18 protein-coding genes and 1 tRNA gene are annotated in these 19,964 nt (G+C 69.3%); 9 read left to right on the top strand and 10 right to left on the bottom strand.

What is annotated here, in order from left to right:
* Positions 1-162: 162 nt before the first annotated feature.
* On the bottom strand, positions 163-1,122 hold the full coding sequence (locus ABZX37_RS25915) for an acyl-CoA desaturase (RefSeq protein ID WP_354743665.1): 960 nt from the start codon (positions 1,120-1,122) through the stop codon (positions 163-165).
* A 197-nt stretch (positions 1,123-1,319) separates the two neighbouring features.
* Between ABZX37_RS25915 and ABZX37_RS25910 the strand changes: the two genes are divergently transcribed.
* From ABZX37_RS25910 to ABZX37_RS25895, 4 genes are all read left to right on the top strand, one after another.
* Positions 1,320-1,391, top strand: a tRNA-Gln gene (locus ABZX37_RS25910).
* 90 nt (positions 1,392-1,481) lie between these two features.
* Positions 1,482-3,161 carry a GGDEF domain-containing protein gene (locus ABZX37_RS25905; RefSeq protein WP_354743663.1) on the top strand — a complete coding sequence of 560 codons (1,680 nt, stop codon included), beginning with the start codon at positions 1,482-1,484 and terminating at the stop codon, positions 3,159-3,161.
* Between the two features lie 45 nt (positions 3,162-3,206).
* Positions 3,207-4,703 (top strand): bifunctional UDP-N-acetylglucosamine diphosphorylase/glucosamine-1-phosphate N-acetyltransferase GlmU, encoded by a 1,497-nt coding sequence (glmU, locus tag ABZX37_RS25900; protein WP_354743661.1) that lies wholly within the window; start codon positions 3,207-3,209, stop codon positions 4,701-4,703.
* Positions 4,700-5,680, top strand: a complete 981-nt coding sequence (locus tag ABZX37_RS25895; protein WP_116200125.1) for a ribose-phosphate diphosphokinase — start codon at positions 4,700-4,702, stop codon at positions 5,678-5,680. The genes glmU and ABZX37_RS25895 overlap by 4 nt, the downstream gene beginning before the upstream one ends.
* Positions 5,681-6,205: 525 nt before the next feature.
* Here the strand turns inward: ABZX37_RS25895 and ABZX37_RS25890 are convergent.
* Positions 6,206-6,631 (bottom strand): pyridoxamine 5'-phosphate oxidase family protein, encoded by a 426-nt coding sequence (locus tag ABZX37_RS25890; protein ID WP_354743659.1) that lies wholly within the window; start codon positions 6,629-6,631, stop codon positions 6,206-6,208.
* Between the two features lie 96 nt (positions 6,632-6,727).
* Here ABZX37_RS25890 and ABZX37_RS25885 point away from each other — a divergent pair, with 96 nt between their 5' ends.
* Positions 6,728-7,600, top strand: a complete 873-nt coding sequence (locus ABZX37_RS25885) for a TIGR03621 family F420-dependent LLM class oxidoreductase (RefSeq protein WP_354743657.1) — start codon at positions 6,728-6,730, stop codon at positions 7,598-7,600.
* Here the strand turns inward: ABZX37_RS25885 and ABZX37_RS25880 are convergent.
* Positions 7,536-8,213, bottom strand: a complete 678-nt coding sequence (locus tag ABZX37_RS25880) for a TetR family transcriptional regulator (protein ID WP_354743655.1) — start codon at positions 8,211-8,213, stop codon at positions 7,536-7,538. The genes ABZX37_RS25885 and ABZX37_RS25880 overlap by 65 nt on opposite strands.
* 122 nt (positions 8,214-8,335) lie before the next feature.
* Between ABZX37_RS25880 and ABZX37_RS25875 the strand changes: the two genes are divergently transcribed.
* Positions 8,336-9,181, top strand: a complete 846-nt coding sequence (locus tag ABZX37_RS25875) for an alpha/beta fold hydrolase (protein WP_354743653.1) — start codon at positions 8,336-8,338, stop codon at positions 9,179-9,181.
* A gap of 54 nt (positions 9,182-9,235) precedes the next feature.
* Here the strand turns inward: ABZX37_RS25875 and ABZX37_RS25870 are convergent, their stop codons facing one another.
* Positions 9,236-9,880 (bottom strand): NAD(P)H-binding protein, encoded by a 645-nt coding sequence (locus ABZX37_RS25870; RefSeq protein WP_354743651.1) that lies wholly within the window; start codon positions 9,878-9,880, stop codon positions 9,236-9,238.
* 104 nt (positions 9,881-9,984) lie between these two features.
* Positions 9,985-11,100, bottom strand: a complete 1,116-nt coding sequence (locus ABZX37_RS25865; protein WP_354743649.1) for a hypothetical protein — start codon at positions 11,098-11,100, stop codon at positions 9,985-9,987.
* 324 nt (positions 11,101-11,424) lie between these two features.
* On the opposite strand from ABZX37_RS25865, the gene ABZX37_RS25860 reads away from it, so the two are divergent.
* The 3 genes from ABZX37_RS25860 to ABZX37_RS25850 all read left to right on the top strand — a co-directional run bounded on the left by ABZX37_RS25860 (position 11,425) and on the right by ABZX37_RS25850 (position 13,262).
* Entirely contained in the window at positions 11,425-12,024 is a 600-nt protein-coding gene (locus tag ABZX37_RS25860; protein WP_354743647.1) for a 50S ribosomal protein L25/general stress protein Ctc, read from the top strand.
* 10 nt (positions 12,025-12,034) lie between these two features.
* On the top strand, positions 12,035-12,628 hold the full coding sequence (gene pth / locus ABZX37_RS25855; protein ID WP_354743645.1) for an aminoacyl-tRNA hydrolase: 594 nt from the start codon (positions 12,035-12,037) through the stop codon (positions 12,626-12,628).
* Positions 12,629-12,893: 265 nt separating this feature from the next.
* Entirely contained in the window at positions 12,894-13,262 is a 369-nt protein-coding gene (locus ABZX37_RS25850; protein ID WP_354743643.1) for a DivIVA domain-containing protein, read from the top strand.
* Between the two features lie 77 nt (positions 13,263-13,339).
* Here ABZX37_RS25850 and ABZX37_RS25845 read toward each other — a convergent pair whose 3' ends face one another.
* The 5 genes from ABZX37_RS25845 to ABZX37_RS25825 all read right to left on the bottom strand — a co-directional run bounded on the left by ABZX37_RS25845 (position 13,340) and on the right by ABZX37_RS25825 (position 19,629).
* Complete coding sequence (locus ABZX37_RS25845; protein WP_354743641.1) at positions 13,340-15,028, bottom strand: fatty acyl-AMP ligase; 1,689 nt, start codon at positions 15,026-15,028, stop codon at positions 13,340-13,342.
* Between the two features lie 67 nt (positions 15,029-15,095).
* Complete coding sequence (locus ABZX37_RS25840; RefSeq protein ID WP_354743639.1) at positions 15,096-15,644, bottom strand: nuclear transport factor 2 family protein; 549 nt, start codon at positions 15,642-15,644, stop codon at positions 15,096-15,098.
* 115 nt (positions 15,645-15,759) lie between these two features.
* On the bottom strand, positions 15,760-16,839 hold the full coding sequence (locus tag ABZX37_RS25835; protein ID WP_354743637.1) for a helix-turn-helix domain-containing protein: 1,080 nt from the start codon (positions 16,837-16,839) through the stop codon (positions 15,760-15,762).
* A gap of 10 nt (positions 16,840-16,849) precedes the next feature.
* Positions 16,850-18,619, bottom strand: a complete 1,770-nt coding sequence (locus tag ABZX37_RS25830) for an ABC-F family ATP-binding cassette domain-containing protein (protein ID WP_354743635.1) — start codon at positions 18,617-18,619, stop codon at positions 16,850-16,852.
* Between the two features lie 41 nt (positions 18,620-18,660).
* The gene (locus ABZX37_RS25825; RefSeq protein ID WP_354743633.1) at positions 18,661-19,629 is read right to left on the bottom strand and encodes a 4-(cytidine 5'-diphospho)-2-C-methyl-D-erythritol kinase; all 969 of its coding nucleotides are present in this window, start codon (positions 19,627-19,629) and stop codon (positions 18,661-18,663) included.
* Positions 19,630-19,964: the final 335 nt, after the last annotated feature.

Raw genomic sequence — 19,964 nt, 5'->3', positions numbered from 1 at the left:
GCTTCTCGCTTCGCCCGTCGTCTCCCCGCCATTCGCAGCAGGGTAGCGGTCGGGCCGCGGCGAGCCGCTCGTCGCCTCGGGTTTAAACATGAACAAACCCCGCCGAGTGACGGGGTTCATCCACGAGCGTGCGCCGGGAAGCTCAACCCGGCAAAGGAAAACCTACTTGGCCTCGGCCGCGATCCGAGCCAGCCGCTGCGGGGTCGGCCACCGGACATCGTGGACCCAGCCGAACTTCTCGAAGATCCAGATCAGCCGCGCCGACATGTCGATCTGGCCTCGCTTCACGCCGTGCCGGGCCGAGGTCGGGTCCGCGTGGTGCAGGTTGTGCCACGACTCGCCGAAGGAGAAGATCGCCAGCGGCCAGAAGTTCGCCGAACGGTCGCGGGCGGCGAACGGGCGCTCGCCGATCATGTGGCAGATCGAGTTGACCGACCAGGTCACGTGGTGCAGCACGCAGACGCGGACCAGGCCGGCCCAGAAGAACGCGGTCACCGCGCCCCACAGCGACCACGAGATCAGCCCGCCCAGCAGCGCCGGTCCGAAAAGGCTCACCAGCGACCACAGCCAGAACAGGTCGTCGACCTTGCGGATGGCCGGGTCCTTCACCAGATCCGGCGCGAACCGCGCCTGGTTGCTCTGGTCGCGGTCGAACAGCCAGCCCATGTGCGCGTGCCAGAAACCCTTGGCGATGGCCAGCGGCGAGGTGCCGTACGCCCACGGCGAGTGCGGGTCGCCGTCGCGGTCGGAGAACGCGTGGTGGCGCCGGTGGTCGGCCACCCAGGTGATCACCGGTCCCTGCAACGCGATGCTGCCCGCGATCGCCATCACGACGCGCAGCCACGGCTTGGCCTTGAACGAACCGTGGGTGAAGTAGCGGTGGTAGGCGACGGTGATGCCCAGCCCGCTGATCCCGTAGAACACGACGAAAAGCGCGACGTCCAGCCAGGTCAGGCCCCAGCCCCAGGCGAACGGAACCGCGACCAGCAGCGCCACGATCGGCAGCAGCACCCCGAAGTACACCGACAGCTGAACGCCGATCCCGCGCTGTCCGTCGATGATCGGCTTGGGGCCCTTCGGCGGGTCGCCCGCTGACTGAGAACGATCGAGGGTGGCCGTCATGCGCTCACTTCTTTCCTCTCACAACCCCTTGCGAAGGGTGCCCTTACCTACGGTGTCGTAAGTTACGGTACAGGAGGTTTCCGGCGCTGTGGAGGCCCGAAAAGTCCGATTGCCCGGTGCCCGGGACGGCCCTGTGGCGCAGGCCTCCCCCTCCTGGCGCCCCCGTCCTCGATCATCGCTATCCTGACCAGGACCGATCCGCCGTAGTGTAATCGGCAGCACTTCAGATTTTGGTTCTGACAGTTCAGGTTCGAATCCTGGCGGCGGAGCTGCACATCCGGCGAGGGCGATGGGAGTGGGGGCGGCTGAGCGAGGAACCGAGCGACCCCGCGGGCGCCCGTCGCCCGACCCTGGTCGAGATGTCGGACGCGTGGCTGGTGGGGCGCGCGCGGGAACTCATCGCGGCCGTTCAGCGCCAGGAGCACGAAAACCAGCTCGAGATCGTCAAGATCATGGACGAGCTGCTCGAGGAGACTCTGCGCCGGGGAGAACCCACGCTCGTCGCCCAGCTGCTGCGCGCCTCCGCCTTCTCCCGGCTCGTCACGCGCGGCCTCGCCGCCGAGGCCGAACCGCGGCTCGACGAGATGCTCGCGCACACCCGGCGACACGGTCTTTCCCTGCTTCGCGCGGACGCGCACGCGCTGCGCGGGCGCCGGCTCGTGCTCGCCGCGCAAGAGGACGCCGCGCTCACCGAGATCGCCCGCGCGCTCGCGATCCTCGACGACTCCACGATTCCGGACCGCCAGGTCGGCGTCCGCAACTGGAACCGCATGCAGTCGATGGCGCTCATCGACTGCTGGATAGTGCTCAACCAGCTCGGCGTCTACGAGGCCGCCGAAGAGGTGATCGGCCGCGCGCACCAGGCGATCCGGGAAAGCGCGAGCCCGCACGAGATCACCCTGCAGCTGATGAACCGGGTCAAGATGCTGCTCGGCTGGGGCCTGCGGCTCGAGCGGATCGAGCAGTACGACGAATCGGCGGAGAAGTTCCGCACCGCCGCGTCGATGGCGGTGGCCGCGGAGGGCCCGTTCGCCGAATCGCTGTTCCCGCGCAAGATCGGGGTGTCCGCGGTCGACCAGGTCGGCGTGCTGGCCGCGGCGCTCGCGCTGCACGACCCGGCCGCCGAGCACGTCGAACGGTTGCAGGGCATGCATCTCGGCCACCACTATCCGCACGAGCAGGAGCTGGTCGCGATCGCGCTGGCCCGCTGCCTCGACCAGACCGGCCGCCGCACCGACGCGCTGCAGGTGCTGCGCGAGGCCCGCGAGATGCTGGCCGAGGACGTCTCGCAGCCGTCGATGCGGCTCACCCTCTCCCGCGAACTCGCCCGGCTCGACCCGGACGCCGCGAGCCAGTCGCTGATCGACTACGCGACCGCGCTGGAAACCGAAATGTGGGCGCTGCGCGAATCGCAGATCGCCACGCTGAACGCGCGCCGCGAGCATGAACGGCTGTCCGCCGAGCACGGCGCGATCACCCAGCAGGCACTGCAGGATCCGCTCACCGGCCTGCCGAACCGGCGCGCGCTCGACGAACGGCTGCGCTCGCTGGCGTCGTCGGCGGACGCGCAGCCGCTCGCCGTCGCGCTGGTCGACCTCGACGGGTTCAAGGGCGTCAACGACAAGCAGTCGCACGCCGAGGGCGACAACGTTTTGCGTGTTGTCGCAAGCACTCTGCGCGACGCTTTGCGCGGCGACGACGTCGTGGCCCGCTACGGCGGCGACGAATTCATCGTGCTGCTGCCCGGCGCACCGGCGTCGGCGGCGAAGATGGCGCTCGGCCGCGCGGCCAAATCCGTCGCGACACTGCCGCATCACCTCTCGCACGGTGTGACTTTGTCCATTGGTCTCGTGTCGCTGCGTCCGCAGGAGCGGGCCGAGCAGGTGCTCGCGCGCGCGGATGCGGCGATGTACGAAGCGAAGCGCGGCGGCGGCAACCAGGTGGCGTCGGCCAACTCGATGGCCGGCGACGGCATGGGCGGCTGGCCTGGGGAAACGGCTCCGACCGACCCCGCGTGGAGCGCTGAAGACCCCACGTAGGATCGTTGGTGCTCGTCAACGCACCGGTGAATCGTTGGGAGACTCGTGAGCGGCCCGCTGAGCACGCTGATCCTCGCTGCGGGTGAGGGCACCCGCATGCGTTCCTCCACTCCTAAGGTGTTGCACCCGATCGCCGGAAGGCCGCTGGTGGAACACGCAGTGCGCGCCGCCGCCGGCCTCGCGCCGCAGCATCTGGTCGTCGTGATCGGACACGGCCGCGACGCCGTGCGCGCCGAACTCGAACGGGTAGGCGAGGCGCTCGGCCGCGAGGTCGCCACCGCCGTGCAGGAAGAGCAGAAGGGCACCGGGCACGCCGTTTCGTGTGCGCTGGCCGAACTGCCGGAGGGACTCACCGGCACCGTGGTCGTCAGCTACGGCGACGTTCCGCTGCTGGACACCGAAACCCTGGAGTCGCTGCGGGCCGAGCACGCCAAGGCGGGCAACGCGGTCACCGTGCTCACCGCCGAGGTCGCGGACCCGACCGGCTACGGCCGCATCGTCCGCGGCGCCGACGGCTCGGTCAGCGCGATCGTCGAGCACAAGGACGCGACACCGGACCAGCGGGCGATCACCGAAATCAACTCCGGGGTCTACGCCTTCGACGCGGCCGTGCTGATCGACGGCCTGTCGCGGCTGTCCACCGACAACGCGCAGGGTGAGCTTTACCTCACCGACGTCCTCGGCATCGCGCGCGAGGACGGCAAGGGCGTCGGCGCGCTGGTGGTCGACGACCCGTGGGTCACCGAGGGCGTCAACGATCGCGTGCAGCTTTCGGTGCTCGGGGCCGAGTACAACCGCCGCATCGTGCGCCGCTGGCAGCGCGAAGGCGTCACGGTCACGGACCCGAACACCACCTGGATCGAGGCGGACGTCACGCTCTCCCGTGACGTGCTGATCGAGCCGAACACGCAGCTCAAGGGCCGTTGTTCGGTCGGCGAGGGCTCCGTTGTGGGCCCGGACACCACGCTCACCGACGTTCAGATCGGCGCGGGCGCTTCGGTCGTCCGCGTGCACGGTTCTGGCGCTGAGCTGGGCGACGGCGTCAACGTCGGTCCGTACACGTTCCTGCGGCCGGGCACGAAGCTCGGCGCGAAGGGCAAGCTGGGTGCGTTCGTCGAGACGAAGAACGCGCAAATCGGCACCGGTACGAAGGTGCCGCATCTCACTTATGTAGGCGACGCGATCGTCGGCGACCACAGCAACATCGGCTGTTCCAGTGTGTTCGTGAACTACGACGGGGTGGCCAAACACCAGACCGTCGTCGGGTCGCATGTCCGGCTTGGGGCGGACAACACGCTGGTCGCGCCGGTGCGGATCGGGGACGGCGCTTACAGTGGAGCCGGTGCGGTGATCCGCGACGACGTCCCGCCTGGCTCTCTGGCGCTGTCGGCCGGTCCGCAGCGCACCATCGAAGGCTGGGCGGTCCGGCGCAGGCCGGGCACGCCCGCGGCGGAGGCGGCGGAAGCCGCGCTCGCCGCCCAGCAGCAGGACACCGTTGTGTCCGAGTCAGCAGCAGGAACCGACGGGGAGTCGCCAGCATGAGTCCGAAGTCAGGTACGCCGAAGAAGAATCTGATGCTCTTCTCCGGCCGTGCGCACCACGAGCTCGCGGAAGAGGTCGCCAAGCACCTCAACGTGACGATCACCCCGCAGACCGCGCACACGTTCGCCAACGGCGAGCTGTTCGTGCGGTTCGAGGAGTCGGTGCGCGGTACCGACGCGTTTGTGATCCAGGCGCACACCACGCCCATCAACGAGTACGTGATGGAGCAGCTGATCATGGTGGACGCGCTGAAGCGCGCGAGCGCCAAGCGGATCACCGTGGTCATGCCGTTCTATCCGTACGCCCGCCAGGACAAGAAGCACAAGGGCCGCGAGCCGATCTCGGCGCGGCTCATCGCGGACCTGTTCAAGACCGCGGGCGCGGACCGGATCATGACGGTCGACCTGCACACCGCGCAGATCCAGGGCTTCTTCGACGGCCCGGTCGACCACCTGATGGCGCAGTCGGTCCTCGCCGACCACATCAAGTCGACGTACGGCAACGCGGACATCACCGTCGTCTCGCCGGACTCGGGCCGCGTGCGCCTGGCGGAGAAGTGGGCGCAGCAGCTCGGCGACCGGCCGATCGCGTTCATCCACAAGACGCGCGACCCGGACAAGCCGAACCAGGCGGTGGCGAACCGCGTGGTCGGCAAGGTCGAGGGCAAGCTCTGCGTGCTGATCGACGACATGATCGACACCGGCGGCACGATCGTGAAGGCCACCGAAGCGCTGCTGGAAGAGGGAGCGGCGGACGTGGTCATCGCGACCACGCACGGCATCCTCTCCGACCCGGCCACCGAGCGGCTGTCGCAGTGCAAGGCGCGCGAGGTCATCGTGACGAACTCGCTGCCGATCCCCGAAGAGAAGCGCTTCCCGGGACTGACGGTGCTGTCCATCGCGCCGATGCTCGCGGAGGCCATCCAGCAGGTCTTCGAGGACGGCTCGGTCACCTCGCTGTTCGACGGCAACGCCTGAACCCCGGCAGTTGCCGAACGGCTCTGAACGACGCGGCCCGAGTCGGCGGCGCGACCTGAATCAGGTCGCACCAGCTGGCTCGGGTCGCGTCGTTTGGCGACTGCGCCCGTTTGCCAGGGCGATGCTTGCCTGAGCGGTGCCGAGTCGGGCGGCCCGGGGACGAGGCATGCGGTTCCGCCGAACCCGGGCACGCCGCGCCCCGGCACACCAAACCCAGGAACACCGAGCACAGACAACGTCAAGCGCAGGCAGCACCGAGCGCAGGCACGTCAAGCACAAGCAACACCGAACGCAAGCACGTCAAGCACAAGCAACACCGAACGCAAGCACGTCAAGCACAAGCAACACCGAACGCAAGCACGTCAAGCACAAGCAACACCGAACGCAGACACGTCAAGCACATCAGGCACCGGCAAACACCGACCGTTCCCAGCCGCGTCACCGCGAAGCAGCCGCGCCACTAGCGCCAGCCAAAAACACCCCTCCCCCTTCGCCTCTCACCGCAAGCCCCTCACCCGGGCGCCGTCACACCGCGCCCATGTCCGCGGACAACCACCTCTCCGGCCGCATATGGATCGCCATGTGCTCCCCCAACTGCGTCCGCTCGTACTCCACATACCCGGCCACCTTGTCGGCAGGCAGGTACCGCGAAGCCATCTCCCACGTCAGCTCGTAACTGCCCGGCCTTGTCCGCACCACCGGCCCCTCGACGGACACGTACCGCACCGTCGGCTCGAGACGTTGCACCATCAGGCTGAACCGGCCCGCCGCCTCGATCGCCTTTGCCTTGCGCGAGTTCGGTTCCGTGATCACCCACAGCTCGCCGCCAGGGGTGTACTGGTACCAGATGGGCACCGTCAGCGGCGCTCGGTCCGGGCGCTCCACCACGGCGAGCGCGCCGATGTGCGGTTCGGCCAGAAACTGTTCCCGTTCTTCACTCGACAACACCATGCCTCCGAAGCTAACGAGGGGGTACGACAAAAACCGGGTTCCGCCGGCGGCGAAAACCGATGCGTCACCCGTCCGGGACTGGCTAGCGTCACCGTCATGGGGAAATTCGAATTCGGCGTCAGCCTGCGGCTCACGGCCGACGGCACTGAGTGGACCGAAAAATGCCAGCGGGCCGAGGAACTCGGCTACGACCACCTGACCGTGCCCGACCATCTCGGGCCGGGGCGGTTGTCCCCGTTCCCCGCGCTCACGGCCGCCGCCGCGGTGACCGAGCGGGTGCGGGTCGGCACCTTGGTGTCCAATGTGCCCTTCTACAACCTGGCGCTCTTCGCCCGCGATGTCGCCACCACCAACAAACTCACCCAAGGCCGCTTCGAACTCGGCCTCGGCTCGGGCCACATGAAACACGAGTTCGACGAGGCCGGGCTGCCGTGGCGCAAAGCCGCCGACCGGATCACGTACCTCACCGAAGGGCTCGCCGAGCTGCGCACGCGCGTCGAGGACGAGGGCGGCATGCCGAAGCTGCTCATCGCGGGCAACAGCGACGGCGTGCTGAAGCTCGCGGCGGAGCAGGCGGACATCGCCGGGTTCGCTGGTCTCCGCCAGGATCGCGGACGTCCGCCGGGCACGTTCGTGCTCGACAACGACGTGGCGATGGACGATCGGGTCGCGTATTTCCGTTCTCTCGCAGGGGACCGCGAGATCGACTACAACATGCTGGTCCAGCGCGTCGTGGTCACCGACAACCGCCGTGCGGCCGCCGCGGAATGGCATGCCGAGACCGAGGAACGCAGCGCGGCGGACGTCGACGAGCTGCTGCGCGCACCCCAACTGCTCTTCGGCACGGTGGACGAAATGGTGCAGCAGCTGATCGCGCACCGCGAACGGTACGGCTTCTCCTACTTCACCGTTTTCGAGGCGATGATGGAGACTTTCGCTCCGGTAGTGGCTGAACTACGGGGTCGCTAGCCGCTGCCTGCACCTTCGCGACGGCGTCTCCGGCGATCAGCGTGAGCACCTTGCCGAGGAGACCGTCTGGCACAGCTTCGTCGTCGATGTCGGCTTCCACGGCCAAACCGTTGCTCAGCGCGAGCAGCACGACGGCGAATTCCTCGGCAGGCAAAGGAAGTTCGAGGTCCAACCCCTCGGCGAGCCGGTTCAACGCACGGGCGATCGTGTCGCGGACCTCCCGGCGGCGCCGGCGCAATGCGTCGCGCCGCCGGTCGTCGTGGTGCGCCATCGCGAAAAACTCGGCCAGCAACCGGTGCCACACCGCGTCGGCGCGCATTTCGTACATCAGCACCGACGCGACGTTCGCGAGCCCCGCGCCGCCGTCGTCCGCTTCGGCGAAACTCGCCAAGCTCGCCTCGAGCCGATGCGCGGCGTGCTCTTCCATCAACGCCAGCACCAGCTCGTCTTTCGACGCGAAACTCGAGTAGACCGCGCCCTTCGTCAGCCCGGCCGCCGCGGCCACCTCGGTCAATTTCGTCGCGGCGATGCCTTGTTCCCCGAACACGGCGAAGGCCGCGTCCAGGATGCGCCGCCGGGTCTCCGCCCGCGTCGGCCGCGTCCGGCCGGTCATCGGCTTCTCCCTCGTCCGGGGGTTGACACTGGCTCAGCCCGCTCAATACCTTCAGGTATCCAATACCCACGGGTATCCAGTGTCAAGGACTCTGTCAAGGACGACAGGGAAGGACCGCTCCGATGAGGTTGCGCATCGTCCTGGCCGCCGCGGCATTGCTGACCGCCGCGTTCGCCGTCCCAGCCACCGCCGCCACGGCAGGCGGCGTCAACGATCCCGCGTGCCGGCCGAGTGCGGCGCATCCGCGTCCGGTGGTGTTCCTGCACGGGCTCGGCGCGACGTCCTATGAGGACTTGAACTACCTGCAGGATCACGTCGCGGCCAAGGGATACTGCACCTTCAGCCGCACCTACGGCGCGTACCCGCAATTCCCGGTCGTCGGCGGACTGCGCCCGATCGCTGACTCCGCAACGGAAATCAAGCAGTTCATCGGCGAGGTACTGGCGGAAACCGGTGCGGCGCAAGTGGATCTGGTCGGCCACTCCGAGGGCGGCTTCCAGTCCCTGTACGTCCCGAAGACGCAAGGCATCGCGGACCGGATCGGCTCCGTGGTGTCGATCGCGCCGCCCGCGCATGGCACCACGTTCGCCGGGCTGACGAAGCTGGCGTACCTGCTGGGAGCGCGCGACGAGGTCGGCAAGGCACTCACCGCGTTCGGCTGCCCGGCTTGCGACAACCTGATCACCGACGGCAGCGCGGTCCAGACGCTCACGAACGGTCCCATCGCGCAGCCCGGCGTGCGCTACACCGTGCTCACGTCGCGGTTCGACGAACTGGTCACGCCCACCGAAACGTCGTTCGTGCGCGAGCCGGGCGTCACGAACGAATACGTCCAGGACACCTGCCCGTTCGACCCCGTCGGACACATCGGCGAGGCCTACGACCTCAACGTCTGGAACCTGGTCACCAACGCACTCGACCCGGCGCACGCCGAGAAATTCCTGTGCACCGCCGGATCCCCCGGCTGACGCACAGCGAAAACCCGGTGGTGCCGAGAAAACCGCACCACCGGGTTTTCGCGCTCAGTACGCCAGCGTGAACCGCGAGCGCGAGTGCTTCGGCTCTTCGATCTCGTCCACGAACGCGATCGCCAGGTCCGCGCCGCTGATGTGCGACCGGCCGTCGGCGTCGCTGACCAGCACGTCGCCGCCGAGGCGGAACTTGCCGGTGCGCTCGCCGGGGATCCAGGAACCGAACTCGGCCGCCGGGCTGACGTAGAACCAGTCGACGTCGTCCGAAAGCTCGCGCAGCGCGTCCAGGACGAGGACGTGGCTGCCCGCCTCCGCCTTGTACTCCTCCGGGAATTCCGGGGTGTCGATCACGCGCGGGCCGTCCTCGCTGACGCGCAGCGAACCGGCGCCGCCGACGATCGCCAGCCGGGCGCCGTTCGCGCGGGCCGCTTCCACCAGCGTCGGCAGAGCGTCTACCAGGCGACGGCCCTCGTCGTCCGCGCGGCCCGGCGTCGCGACCACGAGCACGTCCGCGCCCTTGGCCGCCGAAGCGACGAATTCCGCGTCGTGCATCGACCCCGACCGCGCCTCAACACCGGAGGGCAAGCCCTCCGCCTTGCGCGCGACCCCGGTCACGGAGTGCCCGCGCCGCAGCGCCTCGTCGGTGATCCGGCCGCCGGCGAATCCCGTTGCGCCGAACACCACCAGCTTGCTCATTGTGCCGCTCCTCGAAAAGAAAGTCCGTCTCGTCGAAACCGATGGTAAGGACCGGTCTTCGGCTACTTCAACGGAAGAAACGCACCCCGAGGTGAGCGTGCAGGTCAGCCGCCGAGCGCGGCGAACGCGGTGGTCAGTTTCGCCTTCACCGAGTTCGCGTCGACCGGCGAACGCACCTCGGCGACCGCCGTCGGCTTCGCCAGCACCTGGTAGCTCGCGGTCCGGTTGGGCAGGGAGAATTTGACCGAACAGGACATCGTGATGGTCGCGTCCGCGGCGGCGTCGCCCTCCGTGGCGCAGCTTTGCGAGCCGAGCGTGTCCGCGCTGATCTCCACCGAAAGCTTGATGTGCACGTTCGGTTTGGAACCCGGCTGATTGCCGACGACGCTGTTCGAAACGTCCACAGTGGTCTTGCAGGAACCGACGTAATCCTGGCAGTCGAGTTTGTCGTTGAGCACCGTGACGCTCGCCTGCGCGAGCCCGTCGAACGGCTGCCCGATCGCGTCGACCGCGGCGTTGAAATCGGTGTGGAACTGCTTGATCTCCGCGGCGCTGAGCGGCCGGACACGGAACGCCGCGCCCAGCTTCGGGCCGCCGCGCGGGTCGAGCAGCGCCGGTGCGAACCCGGCGACCCGGTGCGGTTCGGCGGTGGTCACCTGGAGCGCGCCGCCGAGGTCGTACACCTCGGTGCCGTCCTGGAGCTTCTGCTTCCGCGGAGCGCCGGAGCCGAGACCGCCGAGCGCCTTGCGCAGTTCGCCGGCGAGCTTCGGCGGGGCCAGCCGCGCGGCCGGGTCGACCGGCAGTTCGCTCCCGACGGTGTGCACCCACCCGCCGCCGAACTGGGTGCTGTTCTCCTCCAGGCCGTGCGACTTCCAGTAGTCCGCGTCGGCCGCGAGGTACAGCTGCCCGTCCGGTTCGGTGATCCGCACCGACTTGCCTTCCAGGGGCAGCGCGCCGAAACCGTTGCCGTCGCGCGCGACGCGGTACGTCAGCGTCGCCGGGTTGCCGGCACCGTCCTTCAGCGTCGCGTCGTACTGGAGCGCCGGCGCCTGCTCCAGCGCTTGCAGCGCGGCGTCGATCGCCGTCTGCTGCTGCGCGCGCTGCTCGGCCAGCTGCCGGTCGGCATCGGACAGTCCCGCCGTGCCGGTCACTGCGACCTGGCAGCCCGCGAGAAGCCCACCCAGCAGCACCAGCGCTGTCGCAGTCCATCTAGCCCGCATGTCGGCCGCCCCTCTTTCGCGGGAATCATGCCACCCCCGCGAGATCGGCGGGCGGCACGGGAATTGTGTCGTCACCCACCCGCGAGGGGGAGCCTGGGCCGACCCGGTGGGCGCCCGCACGGGCGCGCTGGTTTACACTTCTCGGGTTGTCTCGGCGAGGCGGGTGCGCCTGTAGGTGCCCGGCGTGATCGACGCGGCGGCTCGAGAAGCCCCGTGGTCCGCTCACGCCCGCAATCTCGCCGCCGTGCACAACCGCCCCCGAGCAGAGATCGACGATCCCGCCGCCCCCTGCCGCACGTCGTGTGATTGAAGGAGTGCTACACCGTGTCCGAGGTACGTCTTTCCGTCGAACCGCGCACCGAGTTCGGAAAGGGTGCCGCCCGCCGCACCCGTCGCGCCGGCAAAATCCCCGCGGTGCTCTACGGGCACGGCTCGGACCCGCGGCACTTCGCGCTGCCGGCCATCGAGTTCGCCCGCGTCGTCCGCGAGAACGGCACCAACGCCGTCATCACGCTCGACCTGCAGGGCGAGAGCGAGCTGGCGCTGACCAAGACCATCGTGGTCCACCCGCTCAAGAACTACATCGAGCACGTCGACCTGCTGGTCGTCAAGCGCGGCGAGAAGGTCACCGTCGACGTCCCGGTCGTCGTCACCGGCACCGCGGGCCCGGGCACCCTGGTCGCCCAGGACCTCGACACGCTGCAGGTCGAGGTCGAGGCGCTGCACATCCCCGAGCAGTTCGAGGTCTCCGTCGAGGGCATCGAGGCCGGCACCCAGATCACCGCGGGCGAGGTCACCCTGCCCGCCGGCGCCGAGCTGGTCACCGACGCCGAGGCGCTCGTCGTCGCCGTCAACGAGGCCCCGCGCGGCTCGGCCGACGAGGACGCCGAAGCCGAGGAAGCCTCCGCCGAAGCTGCCGAATAAGCTCTCTTTCGTGAGTGAAGACGTGCCCGGGGCCGGCGAGCAGATCCTGCTCGCCGGCCTTGGCAATCCCGGGCCGCAGTACGCCGGGAACCGGCACAACGTCGGGTTCATGGTGCTCGACGAACTGGCCGGCCGGATCGGCGGGAAGTTCAAGGCGCACCGCAGCGGGGCCGAGGTGCTCGAGGGCAGGCTCGCGGGCTCCCGCGTCGTGCTGGTGAAGCCGCGGTCGTTCATGAACCTCTCCGGCGGTCCGGTGGTCGGCGCGGCCCGGTTCTTCAAGATCCCGCCGTCCGGCGTCGTGGTTGTGCACGACGAGCTGGACGTCGATTTCGGCGCGCTGAAGCTCAAGCTCGGCGGCGGCGACAACGGCCACAACGGACTGCGGTCCATCACCAAATCGCTCGGCACGCGCGACTACTACCGCGTGCGGTTCGGCATCGGGCGGCCGCCGGGTCGGCAGGATCCGGCTGATTTCGTGCTGAAGGATTTCTCGACGGTCGAGCGCAAGGAGCTCCCGTTCGAGGTCGACCGGTGCGCGGACGCGACCGAGGCGTTGATTTCCCAGGGGCTGGCGGCGGCGCAGAACGCTTTCCACGCCGCCTGAGACTTGTGCCCGGTTCCGCCCCAATGTGGCGTTCGGTGCGTCCTACGCACCCAATGCCACATTGGGGAGCTCTGGACCCTGCGCGACGTTGTGCGTGTGGGTGAGCGGCTGTGGCCGTGCGTGATGGAATTCTCACTCGATGGGCGGCTTCTGGGGCCCTGATCGAGTCGTCCGGGCGGCTGCGGGCTTCCCGGGGTGGCCGGGACCAGTTAGGACGGATTCAGGAGAACGCATCACCCCGACCCCCTGAATCGGAGAATGATCCATGTCGTTTACCGCCGAGGATCTCGCTGAGGTCGCTTTCGGTAACGCCCCGATCGGCCGGCGCGGCTACGCCAAGCAGGAGGTCGACGACTTCGTGCGGCGGATCGCCAAGACGATCGCCGACGAGGACGACCTCACCGCGGCCGAGGTCCACCACGTGCTGTTCTCCAAGCCGTTGATCGGCAAGCGCGGGTATGACGAGCGCGAGGTCGACCAGTTCCTCGACGAGGCGGAGACGCAGCTGGCCGAACTGTCCGGACGGCGGGCCCCGATGATCCCGGGAAGCCGCGACCACAGCGAGGCCACCGCGGGACGCGCCTCCTGGCCCGTGGTCACCGAGGCGCCGGCCGAACGACTGCCCGGCCGATAAGACCTAGCCGCGAAGGCCGCTGCGAGGGACCCCGAATCCCTCGCAGCGGCCTTCGTCGCGTTCCGGCGCGGCAAAAATCAGCTGTCGGCGTTTTTAGCGATCTTCTCCGCGTACTGCACGGCGGTAGCCGCCCGCTTCACCTTGCCGGAAGGGGTCTTGGGCAAGCTCCCCGCCGGAAGCACCACCACCGCGAAGGGGCGCATGTCTACCGCGTCTCGGACCCTTGCTGCGATCTCCTTGGACAGGCGGGTCTCCTCGGCGGCGTCGCCAGCCAGCTTGGACTCAACGACCACGGCGAAGCGTTCGCGGCGGCTGCCCGCGTCCAGGCGGACTGCGACCGCGTTGCCTGCTCGGACGCCGTCCACCGAGCCCGCGGCGCGTTCGATGTCCGTCGGGTACAGGTTGCGGCCGCCCATGATGATGACGTCTTTGCGGCGGCCGCAGATCACGATCTGGCCGCCGGCCAGATAGCCCAGGTCGCCGGTCTTCATCCAGCCGTCCGGGTCCTGGGTGTCGACCGGGCCGTCGACCGTCAGGTAGCCGGGCGTCACGGCCTCGCCGCGCAGGCGGATCTCGCCGACTTGCCGTTCGCCCAGAACTGCACCGGATTCGTCGACGATGTCTGCTTCAAGACCGTCCAAGGGGCGGCCCAGCAGGGCGAACGAGCGCACCTCGTCCGTGCCGCGCCGGGGGTCGCCTTCGGGGACCGGCACTGCGCGGTTGTCGGCTTCCAGGGCGTCCGCTTCGACGAAGTCCAGGGTGAGGCCGGTGAACAGCGGCGCGAATGAGACCGCCAGCGTCGCCTCTGCCATGCCGTAGGCGGGGAACACGCACTCGGGCGGCATGTTGAAGCGCTTCCCGGCGTCCACAAAGGTCTGCACGGCCGTCTCGTCGATCGGCTCCGCGCCGTTGAGCGCGATGCGCAACTTCGACAGGTCGTAGGCGTTGTCGTCCTCGACCCGGGCCATGCGCTTGCCGACGATGGCGTACGCGAAGTTCGGCGCGGCCGTGGTGGTGCCGCCGTATTTGCTGATCAGTTCCGGCCAGATCAGCGGGCCGGTCAGGAATTCGACCGGGGTGATCTTGACCAGTTCCACGCCGAACGTCATCGGCACGGTCAGGAAGCCGACCATGCCCATGTCGTGGAAGGTCGGCAGCCACGACACCATCACGTCGGTGTCGAACTCGAACTCCGCGCGGTCGACCATCGCCTTGACGTTGGTGTACAGGTTGCCGTAGGTGATCCGGACGGCCTTCGGCTCCGCGGTGGACCCGCTGGTCAGCTGCAGCAGCGCGGTGTCGCCCTCCGCGGTCTTCACGATCTCGGCCAGCGGTTCGGCGGCGGCCAGGTCGGAGATCAGCCGGTAGCTGATGCCCTTGCCCTCGAGCACCGGGGCGAGCTGGTCGAACGGTTCGCCCAGCACGACCAGCTCGGCCCCGATCATCTCGAGCACCTTCACCGTGTCCTCGGCCCATTCGGCGAGGTCGGTGCGCGGCGTCGGCTGGTGCAGCATCGTCACGCTGCCGCCGGTGAGCCACACCGCCTGCACGGTCGGCGCGATGAGCACCGGCGCGGCGGCCAGCACCGCCACCGCGCTTCCCGGCTTCAATCCGCCGCTGACCAGCCCGCCCGCGATCCGGCGCGCTTCGTCGTGCACCTGGGCCCAGGTCCGGCGCACCGGCTCCTTGGGCTCGCCGGTCACCATGCCGCGCCGTTGCCCCCGGTCCGCCGCAGTCCCGACGAGTGTGTCCACAAACCGACTCATGTGCGTCAGATTACTGTCCGGTTTTTCCGGCCCCGCCCGCGGCGGCGTGAACAGCGGATGTCCGGCGTCAGGCAGGTTGCGGACGCACCTGGTCCAGATACGCCTGCGGCAGCTCTTCGCGGGTCAGTTTCCGGAATTCCAGCGGGCCGGACGTGTAGGAATCCTCTGCGGTGATCAGGCCGTCCTCGTCGACCGGCCACACGATCAGCTGCCTGCTGACGTACAGGTAGTCCGCGTCGGCGTCGTCCGCCGGGAAACCCATCTGCCGCGCGGTCGCGCCTGGTAGGAGCATGTGCAGATCGCCCTCGGTGACGAGAGCATGATCGTCAACAATGAGGCGGTCCATCCGGTATTCGAGGTGGTTCGCGTTGCTCGCTACGAAAGCCGCGTAGTACCCGCGGACGCCGTCGTGGCCCTTCGGTCCGTTGTCGCCGCTCGCTCCCCAGAAGTGATACGCGGCGTCCTTGCTGACAGTCGCCATCAGGCGGTCGAGATCCGGCTCGGCCTCGGCCTTCATGTGCTCCAGGACGATGCCGAGCACCTGCCGGTGCCGGGGATTCGTGGTCGTCTCGAGCCGGTGTTCGAGCATCTGCCAGGTGCGGGTGGGGTCGATCATGGGCGTCCCTCCGGGAAACGCGCGTCGTTGCGCGTGCTCGATCGTCGCTGGCGAGCCCCGGCGGGTCAGCCGACGCGCGTCGCCGGATCCGGCCGGTCCGCGCGACGGGCGTCGCCTACCCGACGTCGCCCAGCGTGCGATCCGACGTCACCAACCGCCGGGCCAGCAGCGCGAACGTCGCTTGGAAGCGGTCCATCGCGTCTTCGAGCCGCCAGCCGGTCGCCGCTTCGATCCGGTCCAGGCGAGCCGCGACAGTGCTGTGGTGGAGGTTCAATTCGGTCGCCGTCCGCCGGAGCGCGCCGAAGACGCAGTACGACTCGAGCGCTTCGACGTCGAGTGCACCGCCGGGTGTCCGGGCGTGGGTTTCGAGCGCCGCGACACCTGGGGTCGCCGCGAGCTGAGACGGCGGCAGTTCCGCAAGCAGGACAAGGACTCCGAGTGGTCCGTATGGCACGGCTCGGCGACCGAACACAGTGGACGAGGCGAACCGCAGCGCGGTGCGGGCTTGGTGCCAGGACACGGGTGCGTCCGCTGCTGCGGCTGGCTCGCCGATGCCGATCCAGACGTCCACGGCTCGGTCCAGGCCAGTCGATGCGGGACGGCGGGCGGCGAGGTCGTCGTGCAGGTGTCCGGCCAACTCGCGCGGTGCCGGGCCGCCTTGAGTCAGCGCGAGGGTCAGGCGGCCCAGTCGGTGGTGGTGCAGCCGACCGGCTCCGGCGCGGGCGAGTGCGTCGAGACCGTCTTCCGAGGCACCGGCTAGCACCAGAGCGGTGACCGGCTGGTCGAGGTCGTAACCGAGCAAGTGCAGTGCGCGCAAGCGATCCCGGCGTTGTTCGCGGGGAGAAACGGCGATCTCCAGCAGGCCGGGTTCGCCGAGCCGGAGCGGCGGGTCGGGCCGGGTGGTACGCAGGGCGCGGCGGAGTTGGTCGAGCAGGACGACGTCGAGCGGATGCGGCGCTGGCCGGTCGATCTGGACGTCGTCCAGTGGCGGCCCGGAAATCGGCGAGCCCGCGCCGTCGAACCACACGGGCTCGCGGTCGAGGACGGCACCGACCGGACAGCCCGCGACGAGCGCCGCCGACCGGACCACCGCGTCGGGCGCGAGACCGGTCAGCGCGTCGAAATGCGCGATCAGCCGCAGCACCGACGTGGTGTCGGCGCGCAGCATCGACAGCCGCGGAACGTCGTCGTCCATCCGCCGATTGTCACTCGGCGAGTTCGGACGTCTCCAGCCACCGCGCCTCGACGTCGTCCTTCTCCGCCAGGACGGCCTTCAGCTCGGTGTTCAGCTCGATCAGCTTCTCCGGGTCGGTGGCCGCCTCCGCCAGCGCGGCGTGCAGCTTCTCTTCCCGCTTCGCGAGCTGGTCCAGCTTCCGCTCCAACCGGCTCAATTCCTTTTGTGCCGCACGGGTTTCCGCCGCGCTGCGCTTGGCCTCAGTCTTCTCCGCGGCCGGTGCTTCACGACGCGGCGCGGCCTCCTTCGCGCGGGCACGGCGCTGCAGGTACTCCTCGATGCCGCCCGGCAGGTGCGTGACCTTGCCGTCGCCGAGGAGCGCGTACGTGGCGTCGCAAACCCGCTCGACCAGATACCGGTCGTGCGAGACCACCACCATCGTGCCCGGCCAGCCGTCGAGCAGGTCTTCGAGCTGCTGCAGGGTGTCGATGTCCAGGTCGTTCGTCGGCTCGTCCAGCAGCAGCACGTTCGGCTCGGCCATCAGCAACCGGCACAGCTGCAGCCGGCGGCGTTCGCCACCGGAGAGGTCGCCGACCGGCGTCCACTGCCGGGCGGCCGGGAAGCCGAGCTTCTCGCCGAGCTGCGACGCGGTCATCTCCTGCTTGCCGAACACGACGCGGCCCGCGATCTGCTCGATCGCTTGCAGCACGCGAAGATCGGCGGGCAGGTCGTCGAGTTCCTGGCGCAGGTGCGCGAGCGCGACCGTCTTGCCCTGCACCCGTCGTCCGGTCGGCGATTCGACGTCGCCGCCCAGCAGCTTCAGCAGTGTCGTCTTGCCGGAGCCGTTCACGCCGACGAGACCGATCCGGTCGCCGGGACCGATCCGCCACGTCACGTGGTCGAGCAGCGTCCGGTCGCCGACCCGCAGCGAAGCGTCTTCCAGCTCCAGCACCGTCTTGCCGAGCCGGCGCTTCGCGAACGCCATCAGCTCAACGGAATCGCGCAGCGGCGGCACATCCGCGATCAACGCTTCGGCGGCCTCGACGCGGTAGCGCGGCTTCGAGGAACGCGCCTGCGGGCCGCGCCGCAGCCACGCCAACTCCTTGCGCGCCAGGTTCTGCCGCTTCTCCTCCGCGGTCGCGGCGAGGCGGGCACGTTCGGCGCGCGCGAAAATCCAGTCGGCGTAACCGCCTTCGTACTGCTCGACCCGGCCGTTCGCGACCTCCCAGGTAAGGCTCGCGACGGTGTCGAGGAACCACCGGTCGTGCGTCACGACCACGACCGCGATCCGGCGGCCCAGCAGGTGATCGGCGAGCCAGCGCACGCCTTCGACGTCAAGGTGGTTAGTGGGCTCGTCGAGCACCACCAGGTCCAGTTCGCCGGTCAGCGCGGCGGCCAGCGCGACGCGACGGCGTTCGCCGCCGGACAGGTTCGCGGTCGTGGTGTCGAGCCCGATCGCGGTGATGCCCAGGCCGTCCACAATGGACCGGACGCGCGCGTCGGCGGCCCATTCGTGCTCGGCTCCGTAGCGCTCCAGCACCACATCGCCGACCGTGCTGCCCGTCGGCAGCTCGGTGCGCTGGGTGACGACGGCCATCCGGAGGTCGCGCACCTGGCTCACCCGGCCGGAATCCGGCTCGCTCAGTCCGGAAAGGACTTCGAGCAGCGTCGTCTTTCCGCCGCCGTTGAGCCCGACGACGCCGATGCGCTGCCCCTCGGCGACCCCGAGGGAAACGTTGTCCAGCAACGGCTTCACGCCGTAGGACTTGCTCACCGATTCCAGGTTGACCAGGTTGGCCATCCGGATCCTTTCCACTGTGGACTGTTGATTCAAGCTGGGTTTCAGGCGTGCACGCGCGGCGGCGCGTTGCGCGGCGCGTCGTCGCCGCCGACCACCCGGGCCCCGGGCACCGGCCCGTGCGCGACCCGCACCGTCCGGCACACTCCCGCGCCGGACAGCTCCGCGGCCACCTCGACCGCGGTTTCCGCGTCGGAGCACAGGAACGCGCACGTGGGCCCGGAGCCGGACACGCATCCGGCCAGCGCGCCCGCGTTCACCCCGGCGCGCAGCGTGCGGCGCAGACCGGGCCGCAGCGACACCGCGGCCGCCTGCAAGTCATTGCCGAGCAGCAGGGCCAGCTGGCGAGGATCCCCCGACGCGAGCGCCTCCACGACCGGCGTGTGCGACCCGATACGCGGCGGCTTCCCGTCGGCACGCAACCGGTCGAGTTCGCCGAACACCTTGGGCGTGGACAGGCCTTCCTCGTCGAAAGCCAGCACCCAGTGGAACGTGTGCCGCGCGAGCACCGGCACGAGCTGTTCGCCGCGACCGGTGCCGAGCGCAGTGCCGCCGTACAGCGCGAAGGGCACGTCGCTGCCAAGACTCCCGGCGATGGTGGCCAGCTCGTCGCGCGTGACGTCGAGCTTCCACAACGACGAGAGCCCGACCAGCGCCGCCGCCGCGTCCGCACTCCCGCCCGCCATGCCGCCAGCGACCGGAATGCCCTTGCGCAGCACGATTCGCACCTTCGGAGCATCCGCATCCGGCCGTCCGACGTAGGAGGCCAGCTCGCACGCCGCGCGCCAGGCGAGGTTGGTGCCGTCGGTGGGCACCGTGCGCTCCCCCTCGCCGTACACCTCGAGCCCAGGCTCGTCCGCGGCCGCGACGGTCACCTCGTCGGTGAGCGAAAGCGCCTGGAAGACAGTGACCAGCTCGTGAAACCCGTCCGCCCGCAGGTCCCCCACGGCCAGGTGCAGGTTGACCTTGGCCGGGACCCGGACGGTTACTGGTGGTGGAACGACTGCGAGCACCCGTCCAGCCTACGTGGCACCGCCCCGCCAAGGCTCACCAGGAGAAAAACCCGCCCCGAATCACGGGGAACTTCAGGACACCCGTCCCAAAACCCCGGACACCCGACCCAAAAAGCTGGCCCCCGGTTGCGAATCCACGACAGCGGATGCCACCCCCCGGCGAGCCGCCACACCCTTTCCGCGCCGCCGATCATCCCGACGCCGCCGACCGCATTCGCCGTAGCGAAAATCAACCACCTCACAAAACCCGCAAGGCGATCGGGACCACCACGCGGGATCGCGCCGGCGTTTGGGGGCTGCCCGGCGTGACAGGCCGAAGGCCCCTCACGCCGGGC

The organism is Amycolatopsis sp. NPDC004079, assembly GCF_040610415.1.
In the GTDB taxonomy this organism is placed as follows: Bacteria; Actinomycetota; Actinomycetes; order Mycobacteriales; family Pseudonocardiaceae; genus Amycolatopsis; species Amycolatopsis halotolerans.
The sequence above is the reverse complement of the archived record's forward strand: the minus strand, read 5'-3'. Positions and strand labels throughout refer to the sequence as shown.

What these genes read in the sequence shown, in the direction of transcription:
- ABZX37_RS25835 (WP_354743637.1), bottom strand. Translation starts at nt 16,839, where the DNA reads ATGGACGACGACGTTCCGCGGCTGTCGATGCTGCGCGCCGACACCACG.
- ABZX37_RS25880 (WP_354743655.1), bottom strand. Translation starts at nt 8,213, where the DNA reads ATGACCGGCCGGACGCGGCCGACGCGGGCGGAGACCCGGCGGCGCATC.
- ABZX37_RS25885 (WP_354743657.1), top strand. Translation starts at nt 6,728, where the DNA reads ATGGGGAAATTCGAATTCGGCGTCAGCCTGCGGCTCACGGCCGACGGC.
- ABZX37_RS25840 (WP_354743639.1), bottom strand. Translation starts at nt 15,644, where the DNA reads ATGATCGACCCCACCCGCACCTGGCAGATGCTCGAACACCGGCTCGAG.
- ABZX37_RS25830 (WP_354743635.1), bottom strand. Translation starts at nt 18,619, where the DNA reads ATGGCCAACCTGGTCAACCTGGAATCGGTGAGCAAGTCCTACGGCGTG.
- ABZX37_RS25870 (WP_354743651.1), bottom strand. Translation starts at nt 9,880, where the DNA reads ATGAGCAAGCTGGTGGTGTTCGGCGCAACGGGATTCGCCGGCGGCCGG.
- ABZX37_RS25890 (WP_354743659.1), bottom strand. Translation starts at nt 6,631, where the DNA reads ATGGTGTTGTCGAGTGAAGAACGGGAACAGTTTCTGGCCGAACCGCAC.
- ABZX37_RS25905 (WP_354743663.1), top strand. Translation starts at nt 1,482, where the DNA reads ATGTCGGACGCGTGGCTGGTGGGGCGCGCGCGGGAACTCATCGCGGCC.
- ABZX37_RS25875 (WP_354743653.1), top strand. Translation starts at nt 8,336, where the DNA reads ATGAGGTTGCGCATCGTCCTGGCCGCCGCGGCATTGCTGACCGCCGCG.
- ABZX37_RS25845 (WP_354743641.1), bottom strand. Translation starts at nt 15,028, where the DNA reads ATGAGTCGGTTTGTGGACACACTCGTCGGGACTGCGGCGGACCGGGGG.
- ABZX37_RS25915 (WP_354743665.1), bottom strand. Translation starts at nt 1,122, where the DNA reads ATGACGGCCACCCTCGATCGTTCTCAGTCAGCGGGCGACCCGCCGAAG.
- ABZX37_RS25895 (WP_116200125.1), top strand. Translation starts at nt 4,700, where the DNA reads ATGAGTCCGAAGTCAGGTACGCCGAAGAAGAATCTGATGCTCTTCTCC.
- ABZX37_RS25850 (WP_354743643.1), top strand. Translation starts at nt 12,894, where the DNA reads ATGTCGTTTACCGCCGAGGATCTCGCTGAGGTCGCTTTCGGTAACGCC.
- ABZX37_RS25865 (WP_354743649.1), bottom strand. Translation starts at nt 11,100, where the DNA reads ATGCGGGCTAGATGGACTGCGACAGCGCTGGTGCTGCTGGGTGGGCTT.